Annotated in this window: 24 protein-coding genes; 21 read left to right on the forward strand and 3 right to left on the reverse strand. The window is 42.7% G+C overall.

The window, feature by feature from the left end; genetic code table 11:
- Positions 1-62 precede the first annotated feature (62 nt).
- The 8 genes from ACX0G7_RS24785 to ACX0G7_RS24820 all read left to right on the forward strand — a co-directional run bounded on the left by ACX0G7_RS24785 (position 63) and on the right by ACX0G7_RS24820 (position 7,254).
- Positions 63-926, forward strand: coding sequence for a UbiA family prenyltransferase (locus tag ACX0G7_RS24785; protein WP_458926227.1), 864 nt, complete (start codon positions 63-65; stop codon positions 924-926).
- Positions 919-2,028 carry a type III polyketide synthase gene (locus ACX0G7_RS24790; RefSeq protein ID WP_458926228.1) on the forward strand — a complete coding sequence of 370 codons (1,110 nt, stop codon included), beginning with the start codon at positions 919-921 and terminating at the stop codon, positions 2,026-2,028. Before ACX0G7_RS24785 ends, ACX0G7_RS24790 begins: the two co-directional genes overlap by 8 nt.
- Positions 2,028-2,735: a methyltransferase domain-containing protein gene (locus tag ACX0G7_RS24795; RefSeq protein ID WP_458926229.1), complete on the forward strand. Its 708-nt coding sequence runs from the start codon at positions 2,028-2,030 to the stop codon at positions 2,733-2,735. Before ACX0G7_RS24790 ends, ACX0G7_RS24795 begins: the two co-directional genes overlap by 1 nt.
- Positions 2,736-2,750: 15 nt before the next feature.
- Entirely contained in the window at positions 2,751-3,884 is a 1,134-nt protein-coding gene (locus tag ACX0G7_RS24800; protein WP_458926230.1) for an NAD(P)/FAD-dependent oxidoreductase, read from the forward strand.
- Between the two features lie 56 nt (positions 3,885-3,940).
- On the forward strand, positions 3,941-4,315 hold the full coding sequence (locus tag ACX0G7_RS24805) for a CoA-binding protein (RefSeq protein ID WP_458926231.1): 375 nt from the start codon (positions 3,941-3,943) through the stop codon (positions 4,313-4,315).
- Positions 4,316-4,569: 254 nt separating this feature from the next.
- On the forward strand, positions 4,570-5,073 hold the full coding sequence (locus ACX0G7_RS24810) for a hypothetical protein (RefSeq protein WP_458926232.1): 504 nt from the start codon (positions 4,570-4,572) through the stop codon (positions 5,071-5,073).
- 10 nt (positions 5,074-5,083) lie between these two features.
- On the forward strand, positions 5,084-6,667 hold the full coding sequence (locus ACX0G7_RS24815) for a T9SS type A sorting domain-containing protein (RefSeq protein ID WP_458926233.1): 1,584 nt from the start codon (positions 5,084-5,086) through the stop codon (positions 6,665-6,667).
- Positions 6,668-6,780: 113 nt separating this feature from the next.
- Positions 6,781-7,254, forward strand: a complete 474-nt coding sequence (locus ACX0G7_RS24820; RefSeq protein ID WP_458926234.1) for a ribonuclease H-like YkuK family protein — start codon at positions 6,781-6,783, stop codon at positions 7,252-7,254.
- Between the two features lie 14 nt (positions 7,255-7,268).
- Here ACX0G7_RS24820 and yihA read toward each other — a convergent pair whose 3' ends face one another.
- Positions 7,269-7,934 (reverse strand): ribosome biogenesis GTP-binding protein YihA/YsxC, encoded by a 666-nt coding sequence (gene yihA / locus ACX0G7_RS24825; protein WP_458926235.1) that lies wholly within the window; start codon positions 7,932-7,934, stop codon positions 7,269-7,271.
- A 42-nt stretch (positions 7,935-7,976) separates the two neighbouring features.
- Here yihA and ubiE point away from each other — a divergent pair, with 42 nt between their 5' ends.
- The 3 genes from ubiE (at position 7,977) to ACX0G7_RS24840 (ending at position 10,113) form a co-directional block, all read left to right on the forward strand.
- Entirely contained in the window at positions 7,977-8,729 is a 753-nt protein-coding gene (ubiE, locus tag ACX0G7_RS24830) for a bifunctional demethylmenaquinone methyltransferase/2-methoxy-6-polyprenyl-1,4-benzoquinol methylase UbiE (protein ID WP_458926236.1), read from the forward strand.
- Entirely contained in the window at positions 8,693-9,439 is a 747-nt protein-coding gene (gene porT, locus ACX0G7_RS24835; protein WP_458926237.1) for a type IX secretion/gliding motility protein PorT/SprT, read from the forward strand. Before ubiE ends, porT begins: the two co-directional genes overlap by 37 nt.
- 404 nt (positions 9,440-9,843) lie before the next feature.
- Positions 9,844-10,113 (forward strand): hypothetical protein, encoded by a 270-nt coding sequence (locus ACX0G7_RS24840; RefSeq protein ID WP_458926238.1) that lies wholly within the window; start codon positions 9,844-9,846, stop codon positions 10,111-10,113.
- A gap of 187 nt (positions 10,114-10,300) precedes the next feature.
- Here the strand turns inward: ACX0G7_RS24840 and ACX0G7_RS24845 are convergent, their stop codons facing one another.
- Positions 10,301-12,001, reverse strand: coding sequence for a hypothetical protein (locus tag ACX0G7_RS24845; protein ID WP_458926239.1), 1,701 nt, complete (start codon positions 11,999-12,001; stop codon positions 10,301-10,303).
- A gap of 274 nt (positions 12,002-12,275) precedes the next feature.
- On the opposite strand from ACX0G7_RS24845, the gene ACX0G7_RS24850 reads away from it, so the two are divergent.
- The 6 genes from ACX0G7_RS24850 to ACX0G7_RS24875 all read left to right on the forward strand — a co-directional run bounded on the left by ACX0G7_RS24850 (position 12,276) and on the right by ACX0G7_RS24875 (position 21,353).
- Entirely contained in the window at positions 12,276-13,616 is a 1,341-nt protein-coding gene (locus ACX0G7_RS24850; RefSeq protein WP_458926240.1) for a dihydroorotase, read from the forward strand.
- A 195-nt stretch (positions 13,617-13,811) separates the two neighbouring features.
- Complete coding sequence (locus tag ACX0G7_RS24855) at positions 13,812-15,125, forward strand: MutS-related protein (protein WP_458926241.1); 1,314 nt, start codon at positions 13,812-13,814, stop codon at positions 15,123-15,125.
- Between the two features lie 385 nt (positions 15,126-15,510).
- Positions 15,511-17,112, forward strand: a complete 1,602-nt coding sequence (locus tag ACX0G7_RS24860) for a M1 family metallopeptidase (RefSeq protein WP_458926242.1) — start codon at positions 15,511-15,513, stop codon at positions 17,110-17,112.
- A gap of 104 nt (positions 17,113-17,216) precedes the next feature.
- Positions 17,217-18,758 (forward strand): YifB family Mg chelatase-like AAA ATPase, encoded by a 1,542-nt coding sequence (locus tag ACX0G7_RS24865; protein ID WP_458926243.1) that lies wholly within the window; start codon positions 17,217-17,219, stop codon positions 18,756-18,758.
- A gap of 215 nt (positions 18,759-18,973) precedes the next feature.
- Positions 18,974-20,287: a lipopolysaccharide biosynthesis protein gene (locus ACX0G7_RS24870; protein WP_458926244.1), complete on the forward strand. Its 1,314-nt coding sequence runs from the start codon at positions 18,974-18,976 to the stop codon at positions 20,285-20,287.
- 157 nt (positions 20,288-20,444) lie between these two features.
- Complete coding sequence (locus ACX0G7_RS24875; RefSeq protein WP_458926245.1) at positions 20,445-21,353, forward strand: glycosyltransferase family protein; 909 nt, start codon at positions 20,445-20,447, stop codon at positions 21,351-21,353.
- Between the two features lie 155 nt (positions 21,354-21,508).
- Here the strand turns inward: ACX0G7_RS24875 and ACX0G7_RS24880 are convergent, their stop codons facing one another.
- Positions 21,509-22,252 carry a sugar transferase gene (locus ACX0G7_RS24880; RefSeq protein WP_458926246.1) on the reverse strand — a complete coding sequence of 248 codons (744 nt, stop codon included), beginning with the start codon at positions 22,250-22,252 and terminating at the stop codon, positions 21,509-21,511.
- Positions 22,253-22,654: 402 nt separating this feature from the next.
- Between ACX0G7_RS24880 and ACX0G7_RS24885 the strand changes: the two genes are divergently transcribed.
- From ACX0G7_RS24885 to ACX0G7_RS24900, 4 genes are all read left to right on the forward strand, one after another.
- Positions 22,655-23,557 (forward strand): hypothetical protein, encoded by a 903-nt coding sequence (locus ACX0G7_RS24885; RefSeq protein ID WP_458926247.1) that lies wholly within the window; start codon positions 22,655-22,657, stop codon positions 23,555-23,557.
- A gap of 219 nt (positions 23,558-23,776) precedes the next feature.
- Complete coding sequence (locus ACX0G7_RS24890; protein ID WP_458926248.1) at positions 23,777-24,589, forward strand: methyltransferase, TIGR04325 family; 813 nt, start codon at positions 23,777-23,779, stop codon at positions 24,587-24,589.
- A complete protein-coding gene (locus tag ACX0G7_RS24895; protein WP_458926249.1) occupies positions 24,586-25,527 on the forward strand; it encodes a class I SAM-dependent methyltransferase in 942 nt (313 codons plus the stop codon). The genes ACX0G7_RS24890 and ACX0G7_RS24895 overlap by 4 nt, the downstream gene beginning before the upstream one ends.
- Positions 25,520-26,548, forward strand: a complete 1,029-nt coding sequence (locus tag ACX0G7_RS24900) for a hypothetical protein (RefSeq protein WP_458926250.1) — start codon at positions 25,520-25,522, stop codon at positions 26,546-26,548. Before ACX0G7_RS24895 ends, ACX0G7_RS24900 begins: the two co-directional genes overlap by 8 nt.
- Positions 26,549-26,623 lie beyond the last annotated feature (75 nt).

Here is a 26,623-nt window from a genome sequence, read left to right on the forward strand (position 1 = left end):
GATAAGGTCAACCATTATTTTGGTTGGCCTTTTTTGTGTCTAAATCCATAACTTGAATTGCCTTGATACATGCATCAACCATACAATTGCTCCGGTTTCACTTCTCGCTTTTCTTATTGCCTGTATATCTTTTTGCGATTGGCGAAGTACCTGACCTTTACTTACCTGATGCTGTGATCATCTTCCTGGTGCTTCATCTGCTTGTTTATCCTTCCAGTAATGGTTACAACTCGTACATGGACCGTGACGAGGAAAGCGTAGGCGGAATTAGAAAACCGTTGCAACCCACCAGGCAGCTTTACCATGTAAGCGTGGTCATGGATGCGCTCGCGTTACTGGCATCCTTGTCCGTCAGCCTGGTGTTTACAAGCTGCCTGCTTGCTTACATATTAGCTTCAAGAGCGTATAGCTACCGTGGTATACGACTAAAAAAATATCCGGTTACCGGCTATCTCACTGTTATCATTTTCCAGGGTGCGATGGTCTTTTTTATGACCTATCACGGATCAAGCCATTCGAAAACACTTAATGTTCCAATCCTTCCTATAGTGGCGAGCAGCCTGCTTATCGGTGGGTTTTATCCATTGACGCAGATTTATCAACACCAGGCCGACCTTAAAGATGGTGTAAAAACAATCAGCAATAAACTTGGATATCGCGGAACTTTTGTTTTCACAGCCATTATATATGTCGGTGCAATGAGTGTTCTGGCACAATATTTTTACATGGTGAATGAACAAAAAAAACTTTTGATTCTGGCAACTTGTATGCTCCCGGTTCTCGTATATTTCTTCAGCTGGGCAGCTAAAGTGTGGATGGACGTTCGGAAGGCAGATTTTTTCAATACCATGCGAATGAACCTCATCGCTTCTGTTTGCACAAACCTGGCTTTTTTCACATTGTTAATTTGGAAATTTTTTGAGTAAAATATTATCAATAGGAACAGCAAATCCTGCCTATAAGCATGACCAGTCTGAAATTCTCAATTTCATGCAGATGGTTTATGCATTTGGAGACGTTGATAAAAGAAAGCTCAGGTTTTTATACAATAATTCCGGTATAAAAACCCGTTATTCAGTTGTTCCTGATTATTCACTGAGTTTACCTGATTGGAAGTTCTTTCCACAGGGCGAAAACCTGGAACCTTTCCCATCCATAGAATTGAGAATGAAGTGGTATGATGAACATGCTGCCGGTGTTTCAATTAAGGCGATATCCAACTGCCTCGATGGTTATCTCGAACCAGGGAAAATCACGCATCTGATCACTGTCAGCTGCACCGGCATGAGTGCGCCAGGTCTTGATCTGCAGATCATGGAGCAAATGGACCTGCCTAAAACCATTTATCGCACCTCCGTGAATTTTATGGGCTGTTATGCAGCCATCCATGCGCTTAAAATGGCTAATGATATTTGTATCGCCTCACCCGCAGCAAAGGTTATGATTGTATGCACTGAACTCTGTACCCTGCATTTTCAGCGGGACTCCGGAATTGATAGTGTTGCTTCATCGTTACTGTTCGGGGATGGAAGTGCTGCAGTACTTGTTACGAGTGATCACGCTCCTGAACCGGGTTTACATCTTGATCATTTTTACTCTGAGATTATTCCCAGGGCCAAAAAAGATATGACGTGGGAAATTTCATCGAGTGGATTTCTCATGACCCTGAGTGGATATATTCCCGAACTCATTGAACAAGACTTTGAACCGCTTGTTAGCCGGGCTCTTAACGGCACCGGTATTGACCGCAACACAATTACAAATTGGTGTATTCATCCCGGTGGCAAAAGAATACTCGAAGCAGTGAGCAAATGTCTGGGACTTACCAAAGAGGACCTGAAGTTTAGCTATCAGACCATGGAAAATTTCGGCAATATGTCCTCTCCCACCATACTGTTCGTGTTAAAGGAAATTCTTAAAGAAATGCGCCTGAGCCGTGATTCCGGGTCGGTCTCACAAAAACAACCCGTTTTCGGTGCTGCATTCGGCCCTGGTCTTACGATGGAAACCTTCGTAGCTTCGTATTGATGCCTGATTTTTCTAAACGATCTTATCAGAAAGAATTACTTGACCAGGAAAATATTCCCTTCCGGGATATTCTCCGCAATATGGAAGAGTTAAACACTGTGAACAGCATGCTGGGTGGTCACAGTATCACGTGCGAAGGTGTCAGGCAGTTGATGAAGAAAAGGGCAATGCCGGATAACTATGAATGGGTTATATGCGAGATCGGGTGTGGCAACGGAAACAACCTTGCGGTAATTTATCAATGGTGTCGTAGCCGGAATATCAAAGCAAGTTTTATCGGGATAGACATCAACCCGGATTGTATCGCCTCTGCAAAACCTGCAGGAACGGCTGGGAAATCCATTTACATCACCAGTGATTATCAAAAAGCAAAATTTATCCGGAAACCCGATATTATCTTCTCATCATTATTTTGTCATCACTTTACCGATGAGCAAATGACAGCTCAGTTGATATGGCTAAAAGACAACAGTATCGCCGGGTTTTTCATCAATGATCTTCACCGGCATCCCCTGGCGTTTTATAGCATACGATTATTGACCATGATCTTTTCCAGGAGTTACCTTGTAAAAAACGACGCACCATTATCCGTATTGAGAGCTTTCAGGAGGAATGAATGGGAGCGATTATTGCAGGCAGCGGGAATTGATAATTTTTCTATAAAGTGGAAATGGGCGTTCAGATGGCTTATAGTTATTGTAAATTGAAATATTTCTGTGACTATGAAAGCTGAATACGATGTTTCTGTTATTGGTGGGGGACTTGCCGGGTTATCTCTTGCGATCCAGTCGGCGAGGGCCGGACATAGTACTGTGCTCTTCGAAAAAGAGCGCTACCCGTTTCATAGGGTCTGTGGCGAATATATCAGCTTTGAGAACTGGAACTATCTTGAGGACCTTGGAATTCCGCTGAGTGATATGAATCTCCCGATGATCAATCGTTTGTTGATCAGCTCACCGGATGGCCTTACTATAGAGAGCCAGTTGCCACTCGGTGGTTTTGGAATAAGCCGATACCTCATCGATGATCTACTGTATAAAATCGCGGTAAAAGAAGGTGTGCATGTTATGCAGGATACCAAAGTACTGAATATAGATTATAGGGATAATAAGTTTGAGATTGAAACCTCGAAGCTCACTACAAAGTCTTTGGTCTCCGCCGGAAGTTTTGGAAAAAGAAGCAATATTGATATCAGGTGGAAACGCAACTTCGCTCTTAATAATCACAGCCAGTTGAGTGATTTTCTTGCAGTAAAATATCATATCAGGTATAATACTCCTGCGGACCAGATCGCCCTCCATAATTTTAATCATGGCTATTGTGGAATCTCAAGGATAGAAGCGGATAAATCATGTCTCTGTTACCTGACCAGGGCAGGTAACCTCAGAAAATCCGGTAACGATATCGCCACCATGGAACGAAACATAGTTATGCAGAATCCCTTCCTGAAGGACATTTTTACCAACGCAACATTTTTATATGAAAGACCGCTGACCATATCCCGCGTTTCATTCGCGAGAAAAACCCAGGTTGAAAATCATGTATTATTACTGGGGGATGCAGCTGGTTTGATTGCCCCATTATGCGGTAATGGAATGAGTATGGCCCTTCATGCAGGTAAACTTGCATTTGCTGAAATAGATTTGTTCCTGCGCAAGCGCATAGACAGATTCGAGATGGAAAGCCATTATACGCAACAGTGGGAAAGCAACTTTTCACACAGGCTTGCTGCCGGACGCCTTATCCAGGGTTTTTTTGGTAATCCCGTGTTGAGCAATCTCCTGATAAAAAGTGTCAGGCCTTTCCCGAAACTTGTCCGGATGCTTATCAGGCAAACGCATGGTGCTCCTTATTAACCTACATTGCAAAAATGAACTCTTCCGGTTTGGATTTGTTTTAAAAGAAAAAGATTATGGCTAACACTGAACAGAAAAAGACGCTGGTTCTCGGAGCTTCAAAAAATCCTCAACGTTATAGCTTTATTGCCATCAACAGGCTTCGGAAACATGGACATCCCGTTGTCGCCATTGGCAAAAGAGAATCTGTTGTTGCTGATGTTCCCATCGGAACTGATAAACAGGAACACCCCGACGTTGATACGGTCACACTTTACCTGAGCGCAGAAAATCAGAAACAATACTATGATTATATATTAGGGCTTAACCCAAAACGCATCATTTTTAATCCGGGAGCGGAAAATGATGAACTCTACGAAATGGCTGAACAAAAGGGCATAAAACCTTTAGAAGCATGTACGCTCGTGATGTTAAGTACAGGCCAATATTAAGAAAAAAGGTAAAATTACGATACTGCGATCTGCAGTTTTCCGAACCGGATGACCGTTTAATCACGGTCATTTTTTTTGTAACTGTAAGAGTTTGGGTGTTTGCGGACGAAACAACATTTTTATCAAACAGTTATAAAATATCAGAGCAATATCAACGTTTATAACAGGTTGGAATTATCCGTTCAACCACTGTAACCTGGAGAATCCGATTCCGGTTCAGCGTATCCAAACCCTATAGTAAAAATTATTGTCCCATGAAAACCATTCAGAAACTCCTGTTTCTGGTTTTGATTTTGCAGTCCGCTTCCTTTTCTCTTTCCGCCCAAACGGTAGCGCCGGTGAAATCATTAACCCCCGAAAAACCCCTGATCTTTTCAGCATTACCTGAAAAATTTGAATGTAGTGCTTCGGTTATACGACAATTATTTGGAGCTTCAGTAAATGAGCAGGTCAGCATTTCACTTACCGGAAACATAACCTTTCGGGGCACCGTCTCCGCCAGGGTTCAAAGAGACCAAAATGTAATGAGTGTAAATGTCCTTTCTTCCAATTTTCCCGGCACACTACTTAACATATCGCTGATCACCAATCCCGATAAATCAGAAAAGATGATTGGGCGTTTCTTAAATCCGCGAAATGGCGATGTGCTGGTCATTGACCATCATAATGATCGCCTGGTAATCACCAAAGACGCTCAAAAGTTTGTCCTGGCCGAGTGCCCTTTGCCCGGAATAGATGAAGATTCAAAAGGCATTTAAACCCTTACCTATGAAAAAGATCTTTTCAGTAATTGTTACAGCGCTCCTGGCTTGTCCGATACTGGCTCAGGTTCCTTTACTGAATAGCTATTCGGATTCCAGTGCCACAATCTATCTTGATTTCGACGGAGAATATGTGAATGGGACCGGCTGGAATTTTTATGGGCCTATTGATGCTCAACCTTCGGGACTCTCCCCGGATGCGATCAGGGAGGTTTTTGCCAGGGTAGCGGAAGATTACAAAATTTTCAATATCAATATAACAACAGATTCGGCCTTGTACGCAGCAGCTCCCCTTCGGCAGCGTATGCGGATCATCGTTACTACAACCAACGGATGGTACCCGGGTGCAGGTGGAACTTCATACACGAAGTCCTTTTCATGGGGTGACGGCACACCGGCATGGGTGTTTAGTGCCGCACTCAGCTATGATCCAAAAAATATCTCTGAAGCGATATCACATGAGGCGGGCCACACACTTGGCCTGTACCATCAAAGCATATATAACGCCAGCTGCACGAAAACGGCGGAATATTCGACCGGGCAGGGAACCGGAGAAATTGGCTGGGCACCCATCATGGGCGTCGGCTACAGCCGCAATATGACTACCTGGCACACCGGGATGAATGCTCGTGGATGCAATGTTCTGCAACAGGATATAAATGTTATTGCGGGCCCGCTGAATGGCTTTGGACTAAGGCTGGACGACCATGGCAACTCACATGATTCGGCGAGTGAGATAAACCTCACCGCGCTTGATTTCCAGGCCGCCGGGATGATCAATAACTATGATGACCGCGACGTATTTAAGTTCACATTGAACAGTCCGACAAATCTCCGTATCAATGCCATACCACAAAATGTTGGTACAGGTAACAAAGGTGCCAACGTTGATATCAAAGTAGGACTGCTTAGCTCCTTCTCTGATACCATTGGGAAATATAATCCCAGTGAATTGTTGAACGCAGGGGTTGATACCAACCTCAATGCAGGGACTTATTATATTGTTGTGGATGGGGTTGCCAATGAGAACCTTTCAGACTATGGAAGTGTCGGAAGTTATGGCCTGGCCGGTTTTATTGCCAGTGTATTGCCCATTCATCATCTTAACCTTACCGGAAAAATCGACAACGAACTTCATATACTTAATTGGAACTACAGGGCAGATGAAGCGGTGAAAAAAGTAAACGTTGAAATTTCAAAAGACGGAAAAAGATTCTCTACGCTCGCGGAGCTGTCTCCTGAAGCGCGAAGCTTTTCATGGAAACCACTGGACAACAGTGCGACTTTCTACAGGATAAAAGTGATCACTGTGTCTGATGAACGTGCTTATTATTCCAATGCCCAAAGTTTGAAGATCACTAATGAAAAGAAGATCGATATCTTATCCAGCATAGTATCGGCTACGTTAAACATAAACAGCAGAGGCAACTATAACTTCCAGCTGGTCGATGAAACGGGCCGGGTGGTTCGCAAGGGTATGTTGAAAAACGGGACGAATTCAGTTGACGTCAGCTCCGCTAGCAAGGGTCTCCTTGTTCTCAGGCTACAGGACGGAAATGAGATTTCAGCTTACAAAATTGTTAAACAATAGGATCCTGTACCAGTACTATCATGTGCATTAACGTTATTACCATATTGTAAACATCTCAAGGCTGATTTTTTTATCAATAGGTTTTTCGTTAAATTCGGAAAACCTATTGTTGTATGTTATGGAGAAAATTTAACGGGGATCCGATAGATCTCCCAATTATCGAAGCGGTTGAAAACGCTATCAAACGTGAAACCGCCAAAGGATTTCATCTTAAAGTCTGCATTGGTACCGACTCACAGGTAAAGGGAGCAGAAACCGAATTTGCTACAGTAATTGTTTTTCTTCGCGAGGGCCATGGTGGCTTCATGTTCATTCACAACGAAAAGACCAGGCTTAATTACAGTATTAAGGAACGCATGCTGGTAGAAGTTGCAAAGAGCATTGAAATAGCTTATGAGCTGTGCGGCCTGTTTACGACTTATAATGTAGACATGGAAGTACATGCAGACATCAACACCAATCCGCATTTCAAAAGCAATGACGCATTAAAGGAAGCAATGGGTTACATACTGGGTATGGGCTTTGCTTTCAAAGCAAAACCGGAAGCTTTTGCAAGTAGCAGTTGTGCGAATAAGGTGGTAAACTGATGTGAGCTCAAGGTCTATTGAGTCTTCTTTCTCGCCTCTTCGTTTACTTTTGAATTACACTCTTCAATAAAGCCGAGTATTTTATCCCTACCCTGTTTTTTAACAGCACTCGTAACAAAATGCTGTGGCAAAAACTGCCATGTGCCGCGCATTTCATTTAGAAATGCTTTGATGTTTGCGCTCACCACCTTTTGAGTTTCCTTATCTGCTTTTGTGAAGGCAAGCGTAAACGGAACTTCCCATTTGCCCAACTTGTTTATAAATTCCAGATCCACATGCTGAGGTTCGTGCCGGGCGTCGATCAATACGAATATATTTATCAGGTTTTCACGTTTGCGCAGGTATTGTTCAATCATTTGCTCCCACCTGTTTCTGGCGTTTATAGAAACCTTCGCAAATCCGTATCCCGGAAGATCAACCAGGTACCAGGGTTGCCATGCAACATTTGGTTTGTTCACGTCCTTTTCACTGACCGATTTGATCAGGAAATGATTTATCAACTGTGTTTTACCGGGCGTACCCGAAGTTTTGGCCAGTTTTTGATTATCACAAAGCAGGTTAATCAGAGATGATTTTCCCACATTAGATCTCCCGATAAATGCATATTCAGGCTTATCCGGTGTCGGGCATCCCGCGAGGTCCGGGCTACTGATCACATACTCTGCTGATTTAATTATCATAATGTCGCAAGATAAACTTTATCCATCTTAACTTTGCTGCCCATGCCGAAGTACAGTCACGATACCATCGTTCCCTTCAAAAACTCTGCAAAAAGCAAAAAAGAACAGGTTGCGAGCATGTTCGACCAGATAGCTTTCCGGTACGACTTTCTGAACCGGTTTCTGTCAGGGGGTATCGATATTTTCTGGCGCAAAAGAGCCATCCGTGAGCTAAAATCCCTGGGTGTGAAGAAAATGCTGGATGTGGCTACCGGCACTGCTGATATGGCTATAATGAGCTATAAATACCTTAAACCGGATCATATCACCGGTATTGACATTTCTGAGGGTATGCTTGAGATCGGCCGGAAGAAAGTCGCCAAGCAGTTGTTAAATAATCACATAGAGTTACTGACAGGCGATAGTGAGGCAATAAAAGCGGGTTCAGATTCGTTTGATGCCATAACCGTAGCCTTTGGCGTCCGGAATTTTGAAAATCTCGAGAAGGGTCTGAGCGAAATGTACCGGGTCCTGAAACCTGGGGGAAAGATGGTAATTCTTGAATTTTCGAAGCCTAAACAGGTGGTGTTCAGCGGATTGTATAATATGTACATGAACGTGATTGCACCCCGGGCCGGTAAGTGGTTGTCAAGTAATAAAGAGGCATATAAATATTTACATTCATCCGTTAAAGCATTTCCCGAAGGCGAAACATTTCTACACATTTTACAACAAGTTGGATTTACAGAAACCACTTTAAAAAGCCTGAGCTTAGGAATATGCACTATTTATTGCGGAACAAAAAGACGAGCCTGAATATTGTTGCGATCACGGCCCTGCTGGTGATCACAACTTCGAACCTGTTTTCCCAGACCTATGAACTGAATCTTCCTGACCATGATGATAAAAAATATTATCTGGGTATCGGACTTATTTATAACAGTTCAAGGTTTAACATAACGCATCATCCAAATTTCCTGGCAAGTGACAGCGTGATGGTAGTGGATCCCCAAAACGCGGGTGGGTTTGGTCTTGCAGGCATACACACTTACCGCCTTTCACGCAGGCTGGAGATACGTGCTATCTTTCCACAACTATTGTTTTCCTATAAGAATCTCACCTATAATCTTAAATATCCTGACGCCGCAAAGGAAGAATCTGCCGTCATGACCAAAAGCGTGGAATCTATCCTCCTTGGTTTACCGGTTCACCTGAAATTCAGGTCGGACCGCATTGGTAACTTCCGGGTGTATATGTTTGGTGGGGCGAAGTTCGAATATGATCTTTCCTCAAATTCAACTGCGCGCAAAGCAGAGGACCTGGTTAAGTTAAATAAGTATGATTTTGGCGTTGAAGGAGGAATTGGTTTTAATTTTTATTTCCCGGTCTTTATTTTATCTCCTGAGATCAAGATCAGCCATGGCCTGTCAAATAGCCATAGCCGCGATCCGAACCTTAAATTCTCCAATACTATAGATAAGCTGAATACCAGGATGATCCTGTTCTCCCTTATCTTTGAAGGATAACATTAACTGTTTACACATCATTTCATGTTTATAGCCAGAGCTTCGTTACCGGTTCGGCTTCGTTAATGACCCGGCTTCCTTCCTGGTTGAGCTTTGTGTCTTGTTAAGCTTTGTTCCGGATTTATCTTTGTTGTTTGTTGAGCTTCGTTACTAGTGCAGCTTTGTTGTTTGTTGAGCTTCGTTCATGATTCAGCACTATTGCCGGTTTAGTATCGGTACCCCTTTAGTATCGTTGCGTGCTTAGAATCGTTGCGTGTCTGGCATCGTTATCCGTTTAACATTGCTCCCTATTGATTGCAAAGGTCATTGTATCCCGGATTAATTCTTTTTAATTACTTGCGCCTGGCATCACGGCTCGCATTATAAATAATTGTTTTGAATTAACTTCAATAAAATTCGCCATTATGAGCATTCCTGATTTTCCAAACGGATTTGAATCCTGGCAAAAGACACATTTTGAAGTGGTTGAAGTGCTGGTTTATCTCAGAGACCTTGAGGAAGATAAACAACCTAAAGGTTTTTCTGAAGCGCTGGATCAGTCTGCAACTGTTGAAATGTATAAACTTGCTCTTGAGCTTACTAACAAATATGAGGCGCAGAGCAGAGGAAAGGTAAGAACCCGTACTCTTTTTGATGAAATAGAAGAGTTTGTCCACGCCGAAATAAGCAAATAGGATAGGTATTTTGCGTGCCGGTTTTTATGCGCCGTACCAGTTGTAGTTCTCTGCATCGAGAGCCATGCTCTGTATCTATAGACGTGGTACGCATCAAAAGAGAGGCTCTGCATCAACAAACTCGCTCCGCATCAAAACACATGCTCCGCATCAATAGACACGCTCGCATCAAAAGTCAATCTCCGCATCAATAGTCATACTCTCTCCGGAACATATTTATTCTGACGCCTGCTGTAATTACCGATGTATTATTGTTGAGCGTATTTACATTAGTGGTCTTAGCACTTCTTACCAGTGCCGAAGCTTCAAAGAAAATATTCTCCTTGATCTCATAAGATACAAGGAACTGAAAATTGACACCATTCATTGGCTCACCACTTGGCAGCTCATATCCATAATCACCGGAGCGGGTCGTGTTAACTTTGAAGATATTCACCCCGATATTGCTATTGCCGGTGTCCAGGCCCTGGCGCCAGACAATAAGCCGGGCGGAAGTTTGCCATTTAGGATGTGGCTGATAACGGATGATACCGATCGCCTCCAGGAAGTTTGCACCGAGAGGATGTGTCATTGGCTGATTGTAATGTGTGAAGTTGGCGGTGGTATCAGAGTGCGAATAGCTGAAAGGCCGGACAATATTTATTTCACCCTGGAGATCCAGGTTTTTTGCGCCAAAGGCATCTATATATTTCGATCCTAACTGGACGCCGAACTTATTGCCCCACCAGCCATTTCCTGCCTTGATTTCTTTAAGATAGAATTCATCCAGCATAAACTGCCCGTAAAACTGGAAACGTTTGGCAACATTTGCCTTGAAATCAAAACCAAGGATGGCATTATCTGCTGAACCGTTTTGTTGTTCAGCGGCTCGCAAAAACATAATTGGATTCAGGTAAGAAAATTCGAAATGATTTTCCCGTCCAAAGATAACCGCATCAAACAGACCTACGTTGAGCCACTTGGTAACGTTGACGCTCAGGTGATGCATGGCGCTATATTTTTTATCCAGCAAAAGGTTGGAAGTACCCGCAGCATTCTTAAACTGTGGGGTGAGTTCCATAAAAATATTCTGGTAGTTAATTTTCCAGATACGCGTATTCAGTTTCAGGAAAAGGTTGTTGTTCGCGAAATCACTAAGAAATAAGCTCCTGTATCCATTACCGATGTAATTCTTATCGTAGCCAAACTGAACATCTATATATTTGGTCACACCGAAGTTGATTGATCCGCGCGCATCAATATAATCAGTGGCCGTAGTTTTAAAGGGTTTGTAAAAACCTGCCCCGGGAACCGCGAGGAATTGGTTTACGCGATTCTGTACAAATGTCGGCGCCCTTTCCTGGTTATCGGTAATGTATGCTGAGAAACCAATCCGGTCCGCAATTAATCCCCGCAGCGTAACACCCTTTGTGTTCAGGAAGATTGCATCGCCGTTGTTATCGCTCTCTGAAGAAATTTGTCCCTGGAAAACCGGGTTAACCGCGAGGAAGAAATCTTTTTCATCAACTTCCAGTAAATGCGCCTTTGTTTTATAAAACGTGTTCCAGAGCGAACGCCTGCTATAAAAATCAGCAGTGTCACCGGTCACCCATTCGGAATTGTTCATCAGGAAACTACGGAGATTATGTTTATCTACCCCCGACAACGGCAAAGACCCGGCTTTTTCAAGCGAATCAGCGGCCTCCACTGCCTTCACCGCCAGCTCCCGGCTAAAGGGCTTCACTGTCGTTACATTAAAATCAGGGTTCCTCTGCATTTTGATTTCCATGCGGTTCAGGAACTGTTGGTGCTTATGTCCCTGCGGCAGATAGGTTGACTGGGAAAGTGTAACTAGTGGTAGGATTAAAATAGCAAAACTGGCAAGCGATTTTGAAATAAATTGCATCATACTTTATTGTGCGTAGTTAATTTACAATACTATTGTAATCGTATTAAAGTTTTCGGTAACAATCGAACATTGATCCGGTGTCTTGTTCAAAACGTATATCTGTGATCCAGGCCTGCAATCAAACTTAAGCACCAAAATTTAACGGAGACCAACATATTAAGTTCTGATATTATAGATCACAGGCGTGTTAGGCCTGACAATACAAATAGGCGACGACAAACTGACTGTGCTTCTGAGATGTCAAATATTGAGCCAGTCATATAATTTTCAAGTTATGCAAAATTACCTGATTAAGAATATCACGATAGTTAATGAAGGCAAATCCACACCGGGAGATTTGCTGATAAAAAACGAACGCATAGAAAAAATCGGTTCTGCATTGCAGGTTCCATACCAGGTTACGGAGATCGATGGGACCTCATTGCATTTGCTCCCCGGCGCTATTGACGACCAGGTGCATTTTCGCGAGCCCGGCTTAACGCATAAAGCAACTATTTACACAGAATCAAGAGCCGCCGTGGCCGGGGGTGTAACCTCCTTTATGGAGATGCCTAATACTGTGCCGCCGGTGTTTACCCAGGAACTGCTGGAGCAGAAATACGAGATTGCACGGAACTCATCGCTTGCAAATTATTCCTTCTTTATGGGCACCTCCAATGACAACACCGAAGAAGCGCTGAAAACGAATGAGAAAAAGGATCGGGTGGCCGGTATCAAAATTTTTATGGGATCATCAACCGGCGGCCTGTTGGTTGACAACTATCTAAGCCTCGAAAGGTTATTCCGAGATTCCGAAGTCTTGATCGCAACACATTGCGAGGATGAAAAAATCATCAAAACTAATCTTGAGAGGATCAGGGCCTCGAAGCCGGTACTCGAACCTGCGGATCATCCGCTGATAAGAGATGAAAATGCCTGTTTTGAATCTTCATTGACGGCTATACAGTTCGCAAAGAAAAATAATTCCAGGCTGCACATCCTTCATATAAGCACTGAGAAAGAACTACAGCTGTTCTCGAATATGCTACCTCTTGAGCAAAAAAGAATTACGGCAGAAGTTTGTGTGCATCACCTGCATTTTACCAGTGACGATTACGCAACACTTGGAAACAGGATAAAATGTAACCCGGCAATAAAGGCGCCTGCTAACCGCGAAGCGCTCTGGAAAGCTTTGCTTGATGACCGGCTTGATGTAATAGCCACGGATCATGCACCGCATACCGTCGATGAAAAATCAGGAAACTATGAACATGCGCATGCGGGTCTACCCTTAGTACAGCATTCAGTATTAATGATGCTTAACTATGTTTCACTTGGAAAAATATCCATTGAAAAAGTGGTTGAAAAGATGAGCCATGCGGTGGCCACTTGTTTCCAGATTGCAGACCGGGGCTATATCCGGGAGGGATATAAGGCGGATCTTGTTATTGCAGATCTTAATGCAAAAACAACTGTTCAGAAAGATAACATATTATATAAATGTGGTTGGAGCCCTCTCGAAGGGATGACCTTGCAGGCGGCAATTACCCATACTTTTGTTAATGGCAGACTGGTGTATGGAAAAGGTAGCTGGGATGAATCTCAGAAGGGTCAAAGATTGACATTTAACCGTTGAGCGAACTGGGTTAAGTGAGGAAGCCGAAAGATTTTGTAAACGGACTTACCGGTTTGGAACCAGCACTAAAGAGCATATCAAAAAATGTTGGCACACTTACCGATAATTTCGCCATCAGCATAAAGAGGTACAATCACCGCAATCTGGCAAAATACGCTGGCTTTGAATTTGAATGATTTTTGATAATATGAATGCATGGAATTAGACAATATAACTTACAATGACCTTTCCCTTTTTCAGCACGAAGAAGAATATTCTGTATTTCACAAACTGAATTTCACCCGTACTGTTGATGGTAAGGAATGGCTGTTGAAATTTTTCAAACATCCGTTCAGTGATCTCAAAAGTATCCGGGAAACCCAGGATATTATAAGGTCAATTCGTTCAAAAATAAAAGACTGGCCAACAGGTATTTCAAATGGTACAGTTATGGTGATGGCCCGTTTTTATGACAGTAATATTGATTCCATTCCGGGAAGCAGTATGATGGATGCGGCTTCCTACAAACTCCTCCATGGACCTGATTTTTCCCTGGTTCGATTTTCTGTAACCCATTTTGCAGACTTTTTTCGGGGGTTGAAACAGCTGATCGCCTTATTGAATACTGGTGATGTTCCCCACACACTAAAACAATACCTGGACAGAGCCGGCGAACTCATTAACCGACCCATTATTCAGCAGCTCGCCGCCCGTGATCCCATGGTAAAGCTTTCCTGGAAGGAAACGGTTCAATATGGTGGTTATCTGCATCAGAAATACAAGAATTTCAGCTTCGAACTGATCAGTATTTACGGGAGGCTGGATGCCTGGTTTTCTATGGCAACCGCTATGGAGGTTCATCATCTTAACTTCCCGGAATTTGTTGACCAGCCTCAACCTCTGATTGAGGCCAGGAATTTATTTCATATCCTTGTTCCGGGTGCTGTACCATATGATGTAAACTTCAGCAAGGAAACGAACTTTTTGTTTCTGACCGGCGCCAATATGGCTGGCAAGAGCACTTTCATCAAGGCGGTCGGCACCACGGTGTTTCTTGCCCATATCGGCATGGGCGTCCCTGCCTCCAGTATGCGATTAACCATGTTTGACGGACTGTTAAGCAACATCAACGTGGTTGACAACATTGTTAAAGGAGAAAGCTACTTTTTTAATGAAGTACAACGGATCAGGAAAACAATCCTCAAAATAAAGGATAAGGGCAAATGGCTGGTGCTGATCGATGAACTATTCAAAGGTACCAATGTGCAGGATGCCATGAAATGTTCATCCACAGTTGTGAAGGGTCTGATCAAAATCAAAAGCTCCATCTTTATTTTGTCGACCCATCTATATGAAATTGGTCAAGAACTGAAACAATATCCGAATATCTCGATGAAGTACTTTGAAACCGAGGTTCTCGAAGATCAACTTTCTTTCAGCTACCAGCTTAAAGATGGTGTGAGCAACGACAGGTTGGGTTATCTGATTTTGAAACGGGAGAAGGTGGTAGAGCTGTTGGAGGGGTTGTAAGAAAGATAAACTACATGAAATAATTTTCCAGTAAAATGTTAAGGAGCCTAAGTCGGCAGAAAATTCACTTATTCAACAATTTAGTTCCTCTCATCAATACTCTCCCCAATAATCATGTTTGAGCATTCCCCAATAAAGGCTGGAAGATGGTGAGTAAGTCCGTATACCGGCCGGAACATCACAAGGACCATATATTGTGTGTTGACAATATAAGCGCAGTTGCCCACCTCGCCAGCTCACCTTATAGTTATCGAACTTGTTCTTCAGAGTATCCAGCCTCCCCTTCATTTCTGTAATCCTGTCCGTGGTGATTGGCAATCCGTGGAGATGGTTTCGGAGCATGATTTTGAATAAACCTCGAAATATTCTTTGTAAATTTTGATCTATGAATAAACTTCTGATGATCTGCTTACTGTTAGCACATCAATGCCTGTCCGGGCAAAAACCTGGTGCTTCATTTGATGTCCATAGATATGAATATCAAGTATCGGTTAATGATGTCAATGATTCCATTAAATGTTTAGCTAACATACACCTCAACTTGCTGAAGTCAACTCAATCAGTCAGCCTTGATCTCGTTTCCATTGATCGTAAAGGTAAAGGAATGAAGGTGCTGGGAATCTGGTCAAATAAAAAACCACTTCCCTTCTCTCATGAAGGCAGTAAACTAATTATTACACTCGAAGATCAAAACATAGGCAACAAAAACATCGTAGTCTCGTACACCGGTATACCCGCAGACGGACTTATCATCTCTAAAACGAAATATGGCAAACGCAGTTTTTTTGCGGACAACTGGCCCGATCGTGCAAGGCATTGGCTTGTTTGTGTTGATCACCCCTCTGATAAAGCCGCTGTTGAATTTAAGATCACAGCACCCACCCATTACCAGGTGATCGCAAATGGTCTGCTGATCGAAGAAACAAATATCGATGCACAAAACAAACTTACGCACTGGAAAGAAGCAATTCCTCTTCCTACCAAAGTAATGGCCGTAGGGATAGCTGACTTTGCCGTCAATCACCTCGACAGTACAGGGGCTGTAGACATCTCATCCTGGGTATATCCGGAAGACCGTGCCAGTGGATTCCATGATTTTGCCCTGGCAAAAGAAATCATCCCCTTTTTTGAGGGACTCATAGCCCCGTTTCCGTTTCGCAAGCTGGCAAATGTTCAATCAAAAACAACTTTTGGTGGATTGGAAAATGCAGGCGCTATCTTTTATGCTGAACAGATGATTACCGGGCAAAGAACAGGTGAGTCAACCATAGTGCATGAAATTGCCCACCAATGGTTCGGAGACATGGCGACTGAAGCCGATTACTCACACCTATGGCTAAGCGAAGGATTCGCTACTTATATGACTATGTATTACATGGAGAAGAAATATGGTGTTAACTCAGCAAATTCTTTACTGGCCGGGGACAGGCAGGAAGTCAAAGACTTTACCGGAAAGAAATTGCAGCCCGTTGTCGATTCTTCGGTGAAATCGTTTATGGAACTATTAAACCCGAACTCATACCAGAAGGCAAGCTGGGTATTGCATATGTTAAGACAGGAAACGGGTGATGAAGCTTTCTGGAAAGGCATTCAATTATATTATAAAAGTTACGCGGGCAAAAATGCGGTTACATCAGACTTTCAGAAGATCATGGAAGCCGTTTCCGGAAAGGATCTGAAACAGTTTTTCTACCAATGGCTTTATGTTGCCGGACAACCACAACTTGATGTCAGCTACCAGTTCAACTCACAAAAAAAAACGATTACTGTGACGATCGTCCAGCAACAACCAACACTATTCAACTTTCCCCTGCAACTGACAGCCGTTGGTAAAGCCGGATCAAATTTTACGAAAGATATAGATCTGAAGGTGACAAAAAAATCTACGATTGCAGATATCCCCATTGACTTTGAACCTGCAAACCTGCTTATTGATAGAAATGTCCGGCTCCTGTACGAAGGGGCAACAACTGCATCAAAACGTTGAGATCTCCTAACAATGCTTTTAATCTTCTGATTCGTCGTGTTTACACTTTGCCGGGGCTGATAAAAATTCATAAACTGCCGGTCACAAATTAACCGGCAATTTAAATGCTTGTAAAAACTTTCGGATCCGCTGTGTACGGGGTTGAGGCGATCACAATAACCATTGAAGTGAACGTGCTTGACGGTGCCCACGTTTTCATTGTAGGGTTGGCCGACAATGCAGTCCGGGAAAGTATACGCCGGGTTGAAAGCGCCATAAAATGTAACGGCTACCGGATGCCCCGGACCAAACTCGTGATAAGTCTCGCACCAGCGGACATAAAGAAAAGTGGTTCCGCGTTTGATCTCGCTATTGCGATGGGAACGCTTGCTGCCTCGAACCAGATAAAAAATCCTGAGCGATTAAAGGATTTCGTTATCATGGGAGAACTGAACCTTGATGGAGCGATCAAACCTATTAAAGGAGCATTGCCCATTGCGATCACTTCAGCCAAAGAAGGATTTAAAGGGTTGATATTGCCCCAGCAAAATAGCCGGGAAGCGGCTATGGTCACAAAACTTTCGGTTTACGGTGTGTCTCATATCGAACAGGTGATCAGGTTTTTCGCCGAGCCTGAATCTTTGCAACCTGTACTTGTTGATCCGCGGGAGACGTTTCTTCATTCACAATATGAGTTCGATGCTGATTTTGCTGATGTGAGGGGCCAGGAGAATATAAAACGGTCTTTGGAAATAGCGGCCGCCGGCGGGCACAATGCGATCCTGATCGGCCCGCCGGGTGCAGGAAAAACAATGCTGGCCAGGAGACTTCCGACCATACTGCCACCACTCACGCTGAGGGAGGCACTGGAAACAACGAAGATCCATTCGGTAGCGGGTAAGTTGCCGGTGAATGCGACATTGATTGCAAGGCGTCCATTCCGGGCCCCACACCATACAATCAGCGATATCGCATTAGTTGGAGGAGGTGCAATTCCCCAGCCCGGTGAGATATCGCTTGCACATAACGGTGTATTGTTCCTGGATGAATTGCCAGAGTTCAAAAGAAGCGTGCTTGAAGTGATGCGACAACCGATAGAAGAACGCAGGGTGACGATCTCAAGGGCGGGCATTACGGTTAATTTCCCCGCCAGCTTTATGTTGATCGCATCGATGAATCCATGCCAGTGCGGGTTTTATAATCACCCGGAAAAAACTTGCAGTTGTCCCCCGGGTGCTGTTCAGCGATACCTCAATAAAATTTCCGGCCCCCTGCTTGACCGCATTGATCTTCATGTTGAAGTTACGCCTGTCGCCTTTTCGGAGTTGTGGCCAGGCGTAAAAGGTGAGTCGTCCCAGGAGATGCGACGGCGGGTGATCATGGCCCGCCAGATTCAAACCGACAGATTTGCAGACTCACCAGGCATACACTGTAATGCACAAATGAGCTCCAGGACCCTAAGAGAGGTTTGTGTTCTGGATACCACTTGCGCTGGACTCATCAAATCTGCCATGGCGAAATTCAATCTCTCAGCAAGGGCTTATGACCGGATTTTAAAAGTTTCCAGGACGATCGCCGATCTTGCTGGCCATAATTCCATCAAACCTGAGCATCTGGCTGAGGCTATCCAATACCGCACACTTGACCGCGAAAACTGGTCAGGATAGATTTTCTCAACTTTAGTATAAAGTCTATAACCGTACAATTATGATACTAAAAGATCGTTTTCCTCACTCAACGGAAGTTTTTTTCGGGCAATATTAGAGTTCACATAGCTTCGCAGTTCTAATCCATAATCAAATGGAAGTTACAGAAAGGTTCAGATAATGCACTTTTCGAATATCTGTTGATGCTCTAATAAAGTGTAATTCTATTGAGTTTAATGAACCAAATACTGGGCACCCTTTTAAGATCAGTCAAAATTCAGTATCAGAATAATGTATTTCTGCATAGGCTATCGTCCGTTCTGGCAATCGATATGCTGGTTAAGCTTTCCGGGTTTCTATTAATTCCCGTATTCCTGAGACTTATGAATCAGGAAGAGTACGGCATGTACAATTATATACTTTCGATATTGGCGACTTTTTCCCTGGTTTTGAATTTCGGCTTGTACATGCCAATAGCAAAGCTCTACCATAGTTCTACCAACACCGCTGACAAGGGAGAGTTGTTGTTTTCCGTATACGCTACGCTGGTGCTACTTCTGTTAGCGGTGCTCGTTCCATTGTACGCTTTTAGAATTGACTACCTGCTGATAGATCTTCTTTTCAAAAATCAATTCGACTATGAAAAATACCGTTTCACAATACTGATTGCGCTGTGTATAACCATCTTTTCGTTTATGTTAACCAACTATTTTTTTTCCACGGAAAAAATTGCCACAGTTAAAAAATACAACCTCGCAAGGATTATTCTGGTAAACCTGGTAGTTCTTCCGGGCTTATATTTTACAGCCGGGGACATCGTTGACATTCGTTTAAAGCTTACCTACTTTGTCGAACTACTTCTGTTTGCCGTATTTCTCGCTTTCCTGGTAAAAGAGATGAAACCGGTGTTCAAAAAGGCAATCTCAACCCAGGCGCTGGCTATGGGCTGGCCGATTATGCTCTCAGCATTATTGGGCATCGTAATAAATTTCAGTGATAAATTCTTTCTTGAGAAGTTTGGTGGGTTTACTGAACTTTCCAATTATTACCTGGCGGTGTCTTTTGCAAGTATCCTTACGGTGGTAGTCGGGTCAATTCAAAACGCATGGTTACCATTATTTCTGAAAGAAAAAAACCTGGAGATAAATATCCTGAAAACAAAAAAACTTGTGAAGCAACTCCTGATTGTCTTCACAGGTTTGTCTGTAGCCATCTACGTTTTGTTTTACCTTCTCCTTGTATTAGATGTAATTCCAGGCAAGTATTCTCTTGTTCTCCGGATTCTTCCGATATTGCTGGCTACACAGATATTTTCTTCCTTGTCGCCGTTTTTAATCAACTACCTGGTTTATTTTCAAAAAACATATTTAGTTTCGCTCGCGGGAATTATAGTTTGTTTGATCAGTTTGGGAGCAAGCTTATTATTAGTTCCAACCTGGGGTATTTACGGCGCTGCCTCGGCGGCATTAGTGTCTAATTTAGCTTATTTATTGATTTATTATTTCCTTGTAAAAAGGATTATAGCATCGCATTCGCTAACCAATATTTGAAAAACCTTTTCATGTCTCACGCGCAAATAATTAGCTATTTTCTACTTGTCCCTGTAATTGAACGGAAAGGTAAAGTGTTCTCCAACTTATTCGTGGTCTGTCCATTGCCCTTTATTGGCTGCTGTTCCCAGACCACAGTTTTCCAAAATATACAGCAATGACACCTGCGCCTATTTTGTTGTTCACGTACAACAGGCTGAAACATACAAGAAATACAGTCGAAGCGTTAAAAGCAAATACGCTTGCCAAACAAACTGATTTATTAGTGTTTTCCGATGCTGCGAAAATACCCGAAGCCGTGCCTGCCGTTCTATCCGTCAGAGCTTATCTGCATACTATAACCGGATTCAGAAAGGTAATAATTATAGAAAGAGAGACGAACTATGGTTTGGGACGAAATATTATTTCAGGGGTGTCGCAGATATTGCAAACGGCACAAAGTGCGATAGTCATTGAGGACGATTTGGTAGTATCTCCATATTTCCTGGATTTCATGAATGATGGTCTGCGGATATACGAAAATGAGCAACAGGTAATCAGCATTCATGGATATACCTATCCGGTTAGTCGAACGCTTCCGGAAACCTTCTTTATTAAAGGAGCAGACTGTCTCGGATGGGCAACATGGCAGCGCAGTTGGAAAGAGTTCGAATCCGATGGACAAGTATTGCTTGACAGACTAATTGCAGAAAAGAAAACAGATGAGTTTGATTTCGGAGGTACATTCCCGTTTACGCAAATGTTAAAAGATCAGATCGAAGGCAAAAATACTTCCTGGGCGGTAAGGTGGTATGCATCGGCATTTTTAAACGACAGGTATACTCTTTACCCGGGAAAATCCCTCGTTTACCATGCAGGAGGAGACGGTACAGGCACCAATACGGGTTTCAACAGCTTGCTTGACGTGGAGCTTTCGAAAGATCGGATCACGGTGGAAAGAAAAGAGGTCAAACAAGATGAGCAAGCCTACGTGGAATTTAAAAAATTCCATAAGCTGACTACTTCACCTGGCCTGATGTATCGAATCAGAAGAAAACTGCAAGCAATGATGAACCGGCCTTCATAGCAACGGCTCTCCGGCGAAAAGAGATACCGTTTCCATATCCTGCCTGAGGTTCTTTGCTCCAATCCGGGACTGGATTATTCTTCCAGGTGAATACAGGTGAATAAAACAGGCTGTACAGCTTATAAAGAAGGCTGGCGGATGCGAGGATGTAGTTTCTAGCTCAGCAGACTCCTGATGGCCATCACCCATCTGCGATTACCTGAAAGGACAGGCCGTGAGTTACCACCTAATTTATTAACCAACGCAATAACGGTTTGTCCGGCCGTTTTCCTGATAATCCTCATATCAAGCCCGAAGTTGGCATTACGGATATAAAAAGCATCAAACTGGTAACGGTGAAAAACACTTGCAAAATCTCTTGTCGGGCCCCGGTAACCTTTCACCTGAGCGAGGCCTGTAATACCTGGTTTTACCATATTCCGGAATTTATACCCGGCTACAACTGATGAAAACCTTGTACAATCAGCATGCATATGCGGACGGGGACCAACCACGCTCATTTGCCCTGCAAGAACATTGAAAAATTGCGGAAATTCATCCAGGTTTGAAACCCGTAAAAAGTGACCAATCCTTGTGATACGACGATCATTAACCTGGGCTTGCCTGGAATTTGCTTCGTTGTTCATTACCATTGTCCGGAATTTCAGACATTTAAAAGTTCTGCCACCCATGCCTACGCGGCGTTGAATAAATAAGACCGGGCCGCGCGATTCCAGGCAAATCAGTAAAGCGATCAAAGGGAATAACCAACTTAAAATAAATACACTCACAAAAAGTGAAACAAAAATGTCGAATAACCTTTTCTGGATGTAAAATCGTTTTTTGCTGTCTACGTATTGTCTGACAGGGGCAGAAACCACCGCATTTTCTAACTGAACAGTCTCAATTAAATTTTTCATAGTAATAGTAACATACTTTAGAAATCGGACTTCGGGTTTAAAACGCAAAAATTAACGTCCTAACACTAACCTACAACCGTTTTTTCAGCGACGATGGCAGATGGCACATTTAACACGATCAGGTTTTTAAGACTAACTATTTGCTTTTCATAAGTTTGATTGGTAAATGACAAAAGGCGACCTTAGAACGTTGCATCTCACCGAATTATTTTGTAGGGGTAACTACCTATTTCCTTAAAATGCAGATGTAGTTTGAAAAATTACCGGGAGTCCGAAAATATTGGAACCGGAGCCCTAAAGATAAAACGCCAAAATTCCCCGTGGACAGCGCCTTTTATATCAACAAGTTTGTTATTTTTACAGCCAATTTTCAAAACCTTCAAGTAATTTTCTCACCACATTATGCCTGAGAATCAAATCCAATCCAATGATGACATTTCTTTGCACAGCATCAAAGTTGCTGTTTCGGGGTTCGCTCGGGTAATTTATAAATCGTTTACTTTTATTGGCAGGTCAGTACGACACAATGTGCTGATTGTGATCTCGTTTCTTTTGATCGGAGCGCTGGCCGCCGGCTTATCATACTACCTGGCTCCAAGATCTTATGAAGCCGGAATGTTGATTCAATACAGTGACCTGTCGAAAAAAGCCTATGGCGAATTAATTAAGAATCTTAGTTCTCTTGCCCTCTCACGATCAACTGCACGATTGGCGACCGAACTTAAAATGCCGGAAAGTGGTGTCGCAAATATCATAAGAATCGAAGCAGTGGGAATTGATGAAAAACCGCTCGAAAGTGATACTTCAAAGGTGCTTAACCTGCCTATTAAGATTGTGTTTTTCCTGGCAAATGATGTTCTCCACGATTCCCTGGAAAGAGGAATGTTAACCTATCTCAATTCCAATCCTTATTCGTTCGCTACTAAACGTTCCCAGGAGGCAGCGTATATTGATCATTTGAAGTTCATAGACAGAGAGTTGAACCAACTTGACACTTTGAAAAGAAACTACAATGAGTTCCTGGGAAACTCAAAAATCAATTCGACTTATTTCATTAATTCATTCGACCCGGCCAAGATATATCAGCATTCCAATGAGCTTATGGTTCAGAAACAATTTATTACAAATTGGTTAAACACGAGAAATAAATCAGTAACCCTCATTGACGGATTGAAGCCTCCTGTTTCTACATATATGCTGAGCTTGAAATCAACGATCATTCTGGGGGTGCTGATCGGTCTTCTCTTAGGTTTGCTGGCCGCTTTTATCAAGGAGCTCTCAGTAGATACGAGGTTACATGACTGAGAAAACAGGTATACCGATTCAGGCGATGTTTGGTTCAGTAAGCACGATTAGCACCATTAATAAGTCACTCTGAGCACCATCATTCCTACCCCGATTTGTTGGAGAAGCATAGGGACTCTTAATATCAAACTTTAGGATTTCCACCTTGAATTTCATTTTTGTCTTTGAAACTGTATGATGCCCTGACTTTTTGGAAGCTTAATAAATGAATATCACAAAATGAACACAGCGATAAAAGAATTTATACCACCCCTTATCATTAGCATTTTGAGAAAAATGAAAGTGGATCAATGGAAGGGAAATTATTTAACTTGGGAAGAAGCGTCTTCTTTATCGTCTGGTTATGATTCCGAGCAGATTCTAGAAAAAGTAAAAAATGCAATTCTCCAGGTTAAAGATGGTAAAGCGGCTTTTGAACGGGATTCAGTTCTTTTTGACACAATAGAATACTCCTACCCTCTTCTTTCATCCCTGTTACTCGCAGCCGCAGTAAATGGCGGAAAACTCAATGTCGTAGACTTCGGCGGATCCTTAGGCAGTACCTACTTTCAAAACAAAACAATTCTTGATAAACTGCCGGAAGTAACCTGGAATGTGATAGAACAACCACTTTTTGTCAGGGAAGGTAAATCTACATTTCAGGATGAAAGGTTAAAATTTTTCTATACCCTGGAGGAATATTTACAGACGGGGGCGCAGGCTGACATCCTTTTAATTTCATGTACACTTCCTTATCTTCAGAAGCCATACGAAATGTTATCCCGGTTACTGGAAGGTGGTTTTCGTTTCGTCGTCATTGATAATACGCCATACAATATCAAAGACAAAGACAGGCTGGTCATCCAACGGGTGCCACCTTCTATCTACCCGGCAACGATGCCAGCATGGCTATTGACGTACAAAAAAATAAAACACATCATCGAAGAAAAGTATAATTTGATCGCAGAATACGATAACGAGTCATATATCTACGTAGATGGCACGAAAATCAGATATCGTGGACTTTTCGCTGAAACGAAAAAAAGAAAATGAAAATTATCCAAAAAGTCTTGGAGTCAGTTTACTTTGAGAACAAGCCACCAGTTTTAATTGATATTGGAGCTTCAGGGGAAATCAACGCTAAATGGAAAGAGATTGCATCTTACTCAGTTTGTATAGCATTTGACGCAGATGACAGGGAATTCAGGATTTCTGAAGACACCAATAAAACCTATAAGCGGCTGATCTCCTTCAATCGTATAGTAGTAGCCGATGAAAGAACAGAAAGCGACTTCTATCTTACTGATTCACCATTTTGTTCGAGCTTACTCAAACCAGCCGGCCAGAAACTTGCACCCTGGAGTTTTAGTGAACTTTTTAAAATTACCAGGGTTGCCAAACTACCGGTTGTTACTTTAACATCCGCCTTAGCGCAACTCGATCTGAACTATATAGATTGGTTCAAAACTGATACGCAGGGCACTGACCTAAGACTGTTCAACAGCCTGACAAGTGAATTGCGGGATAATGTTCTATGTGCAGAATTTGAGCCAGGGATACTGGACGCCTACGAAGGCGAGGACAAACTATATGATGTGATGCAGGTAATGCATGACAAAGGTTTTTGGTTATCGAGAATGGATGTGAAAGGCACTCAAAGACTACGTTCGGATTATGCAAAAGAAATTGGTGCATTCTATGGAAAGCGTGTGATTCGAAAATCGCCTGGGTGGGCAGAACTATATTATTTGAAAGAACCACCACTCAAATCGGAGCGAGACTTTCTTCTCCTGTATATTTTTTCTGTGCTTGATAAACAATATGGATTTGCTTTGGAGTTAATGGACGCCGCCCTTTCAAGATACAAGGACGACTTGTTTTCTGAATGTCGGAAATTCGTTTGGAATCTCCTGATGAAAGAAAAAAAGAAAACACCCTTCAGAATAGTCAAAAGGCAGATTAAGAAAATATTCAGAGATTCCCATGATTAACTTTTGCACTCTTTATGATTCGAATTATATGTCCAGGGGGCTGGCTCTCTATCAATCACTGGTAGACAACTGTCCGGAATTTCATTTATATATTGTGAGTTTCGATGATAATTCCTACAAATTTTTGACAGACCTTGCTTTGCCGCACCAGACAGTAATATCCCTTGATCAGTTTGAAGACCCGGCGCTCCTGGCGGTAAAGCCAACCCGAACTAAAGCAGAGTATTGCTGGACCTGTACACCTTCGATCATTCTTTATTGCATCAAAACTTACAACCTGGCGTCCTGCACATATGTGGATTCCGACATTTTCTTTTATGCCAACCCGATCGTATTATTTGAAGAGATGAAGGAGAAATCGATCCTCATTACAGATCACTATTTCACACGGGAATACGACACAGCAAAGGAAAATGGCCGTTATTGCGTTCAATTTGTTTGTTTCAAAAACAATGAACATGGTCTGGGTGCATTGACATGGTGGAGAGACCGTTGCATTGAATGGTGTCATGCTTACCTTGAAGACAATAAGTTTGGAGACCAGAAATATCTGGATGACTGGCCAACCCGATTTCCACAGACACATGTTCTGCAACATCGGGGTGGAGGGATTGCGCCATGGAATGTTCAACAATATACATTCAGTAAATCCGGGAATTCTATAGAACTGACGGATAGGAAGACAAAGCAAAAATTACCTGTTATTTTTTTTCATTTTCACGGATTGAAATTCTATACCGACAACACCGCTCACTTTACCCGTGCGCTTTATCACATTGATCACTCTGTAAAATCGCTGTTTTATATTCCCTATGTCAACAAACTTAATGAAATTAAATCCCGCACGAGACCTGCTGCTTCCATTGATCCGAATGGTGCACGAACTGTAAGCCCGGGAAGACCTTGGAGGGTAATGGAATATCTTAAGGAATTCGCATTTTTGATCAGGAAGCATCCTGAATATGTCGTTAAGAAAAGAAATTTTGACCTGAAAAATCACCTGCATTATTACCAATTTTAGCTTTACCTAATTCAATTTGTCTAAAAAATGGAAAACCGAAAATCTTCGTGCCCGTCACGTCAAAGTCAATTTAAC

It is taken from the genome of Flavitalea antarctica, assembly GCF_054461535.1.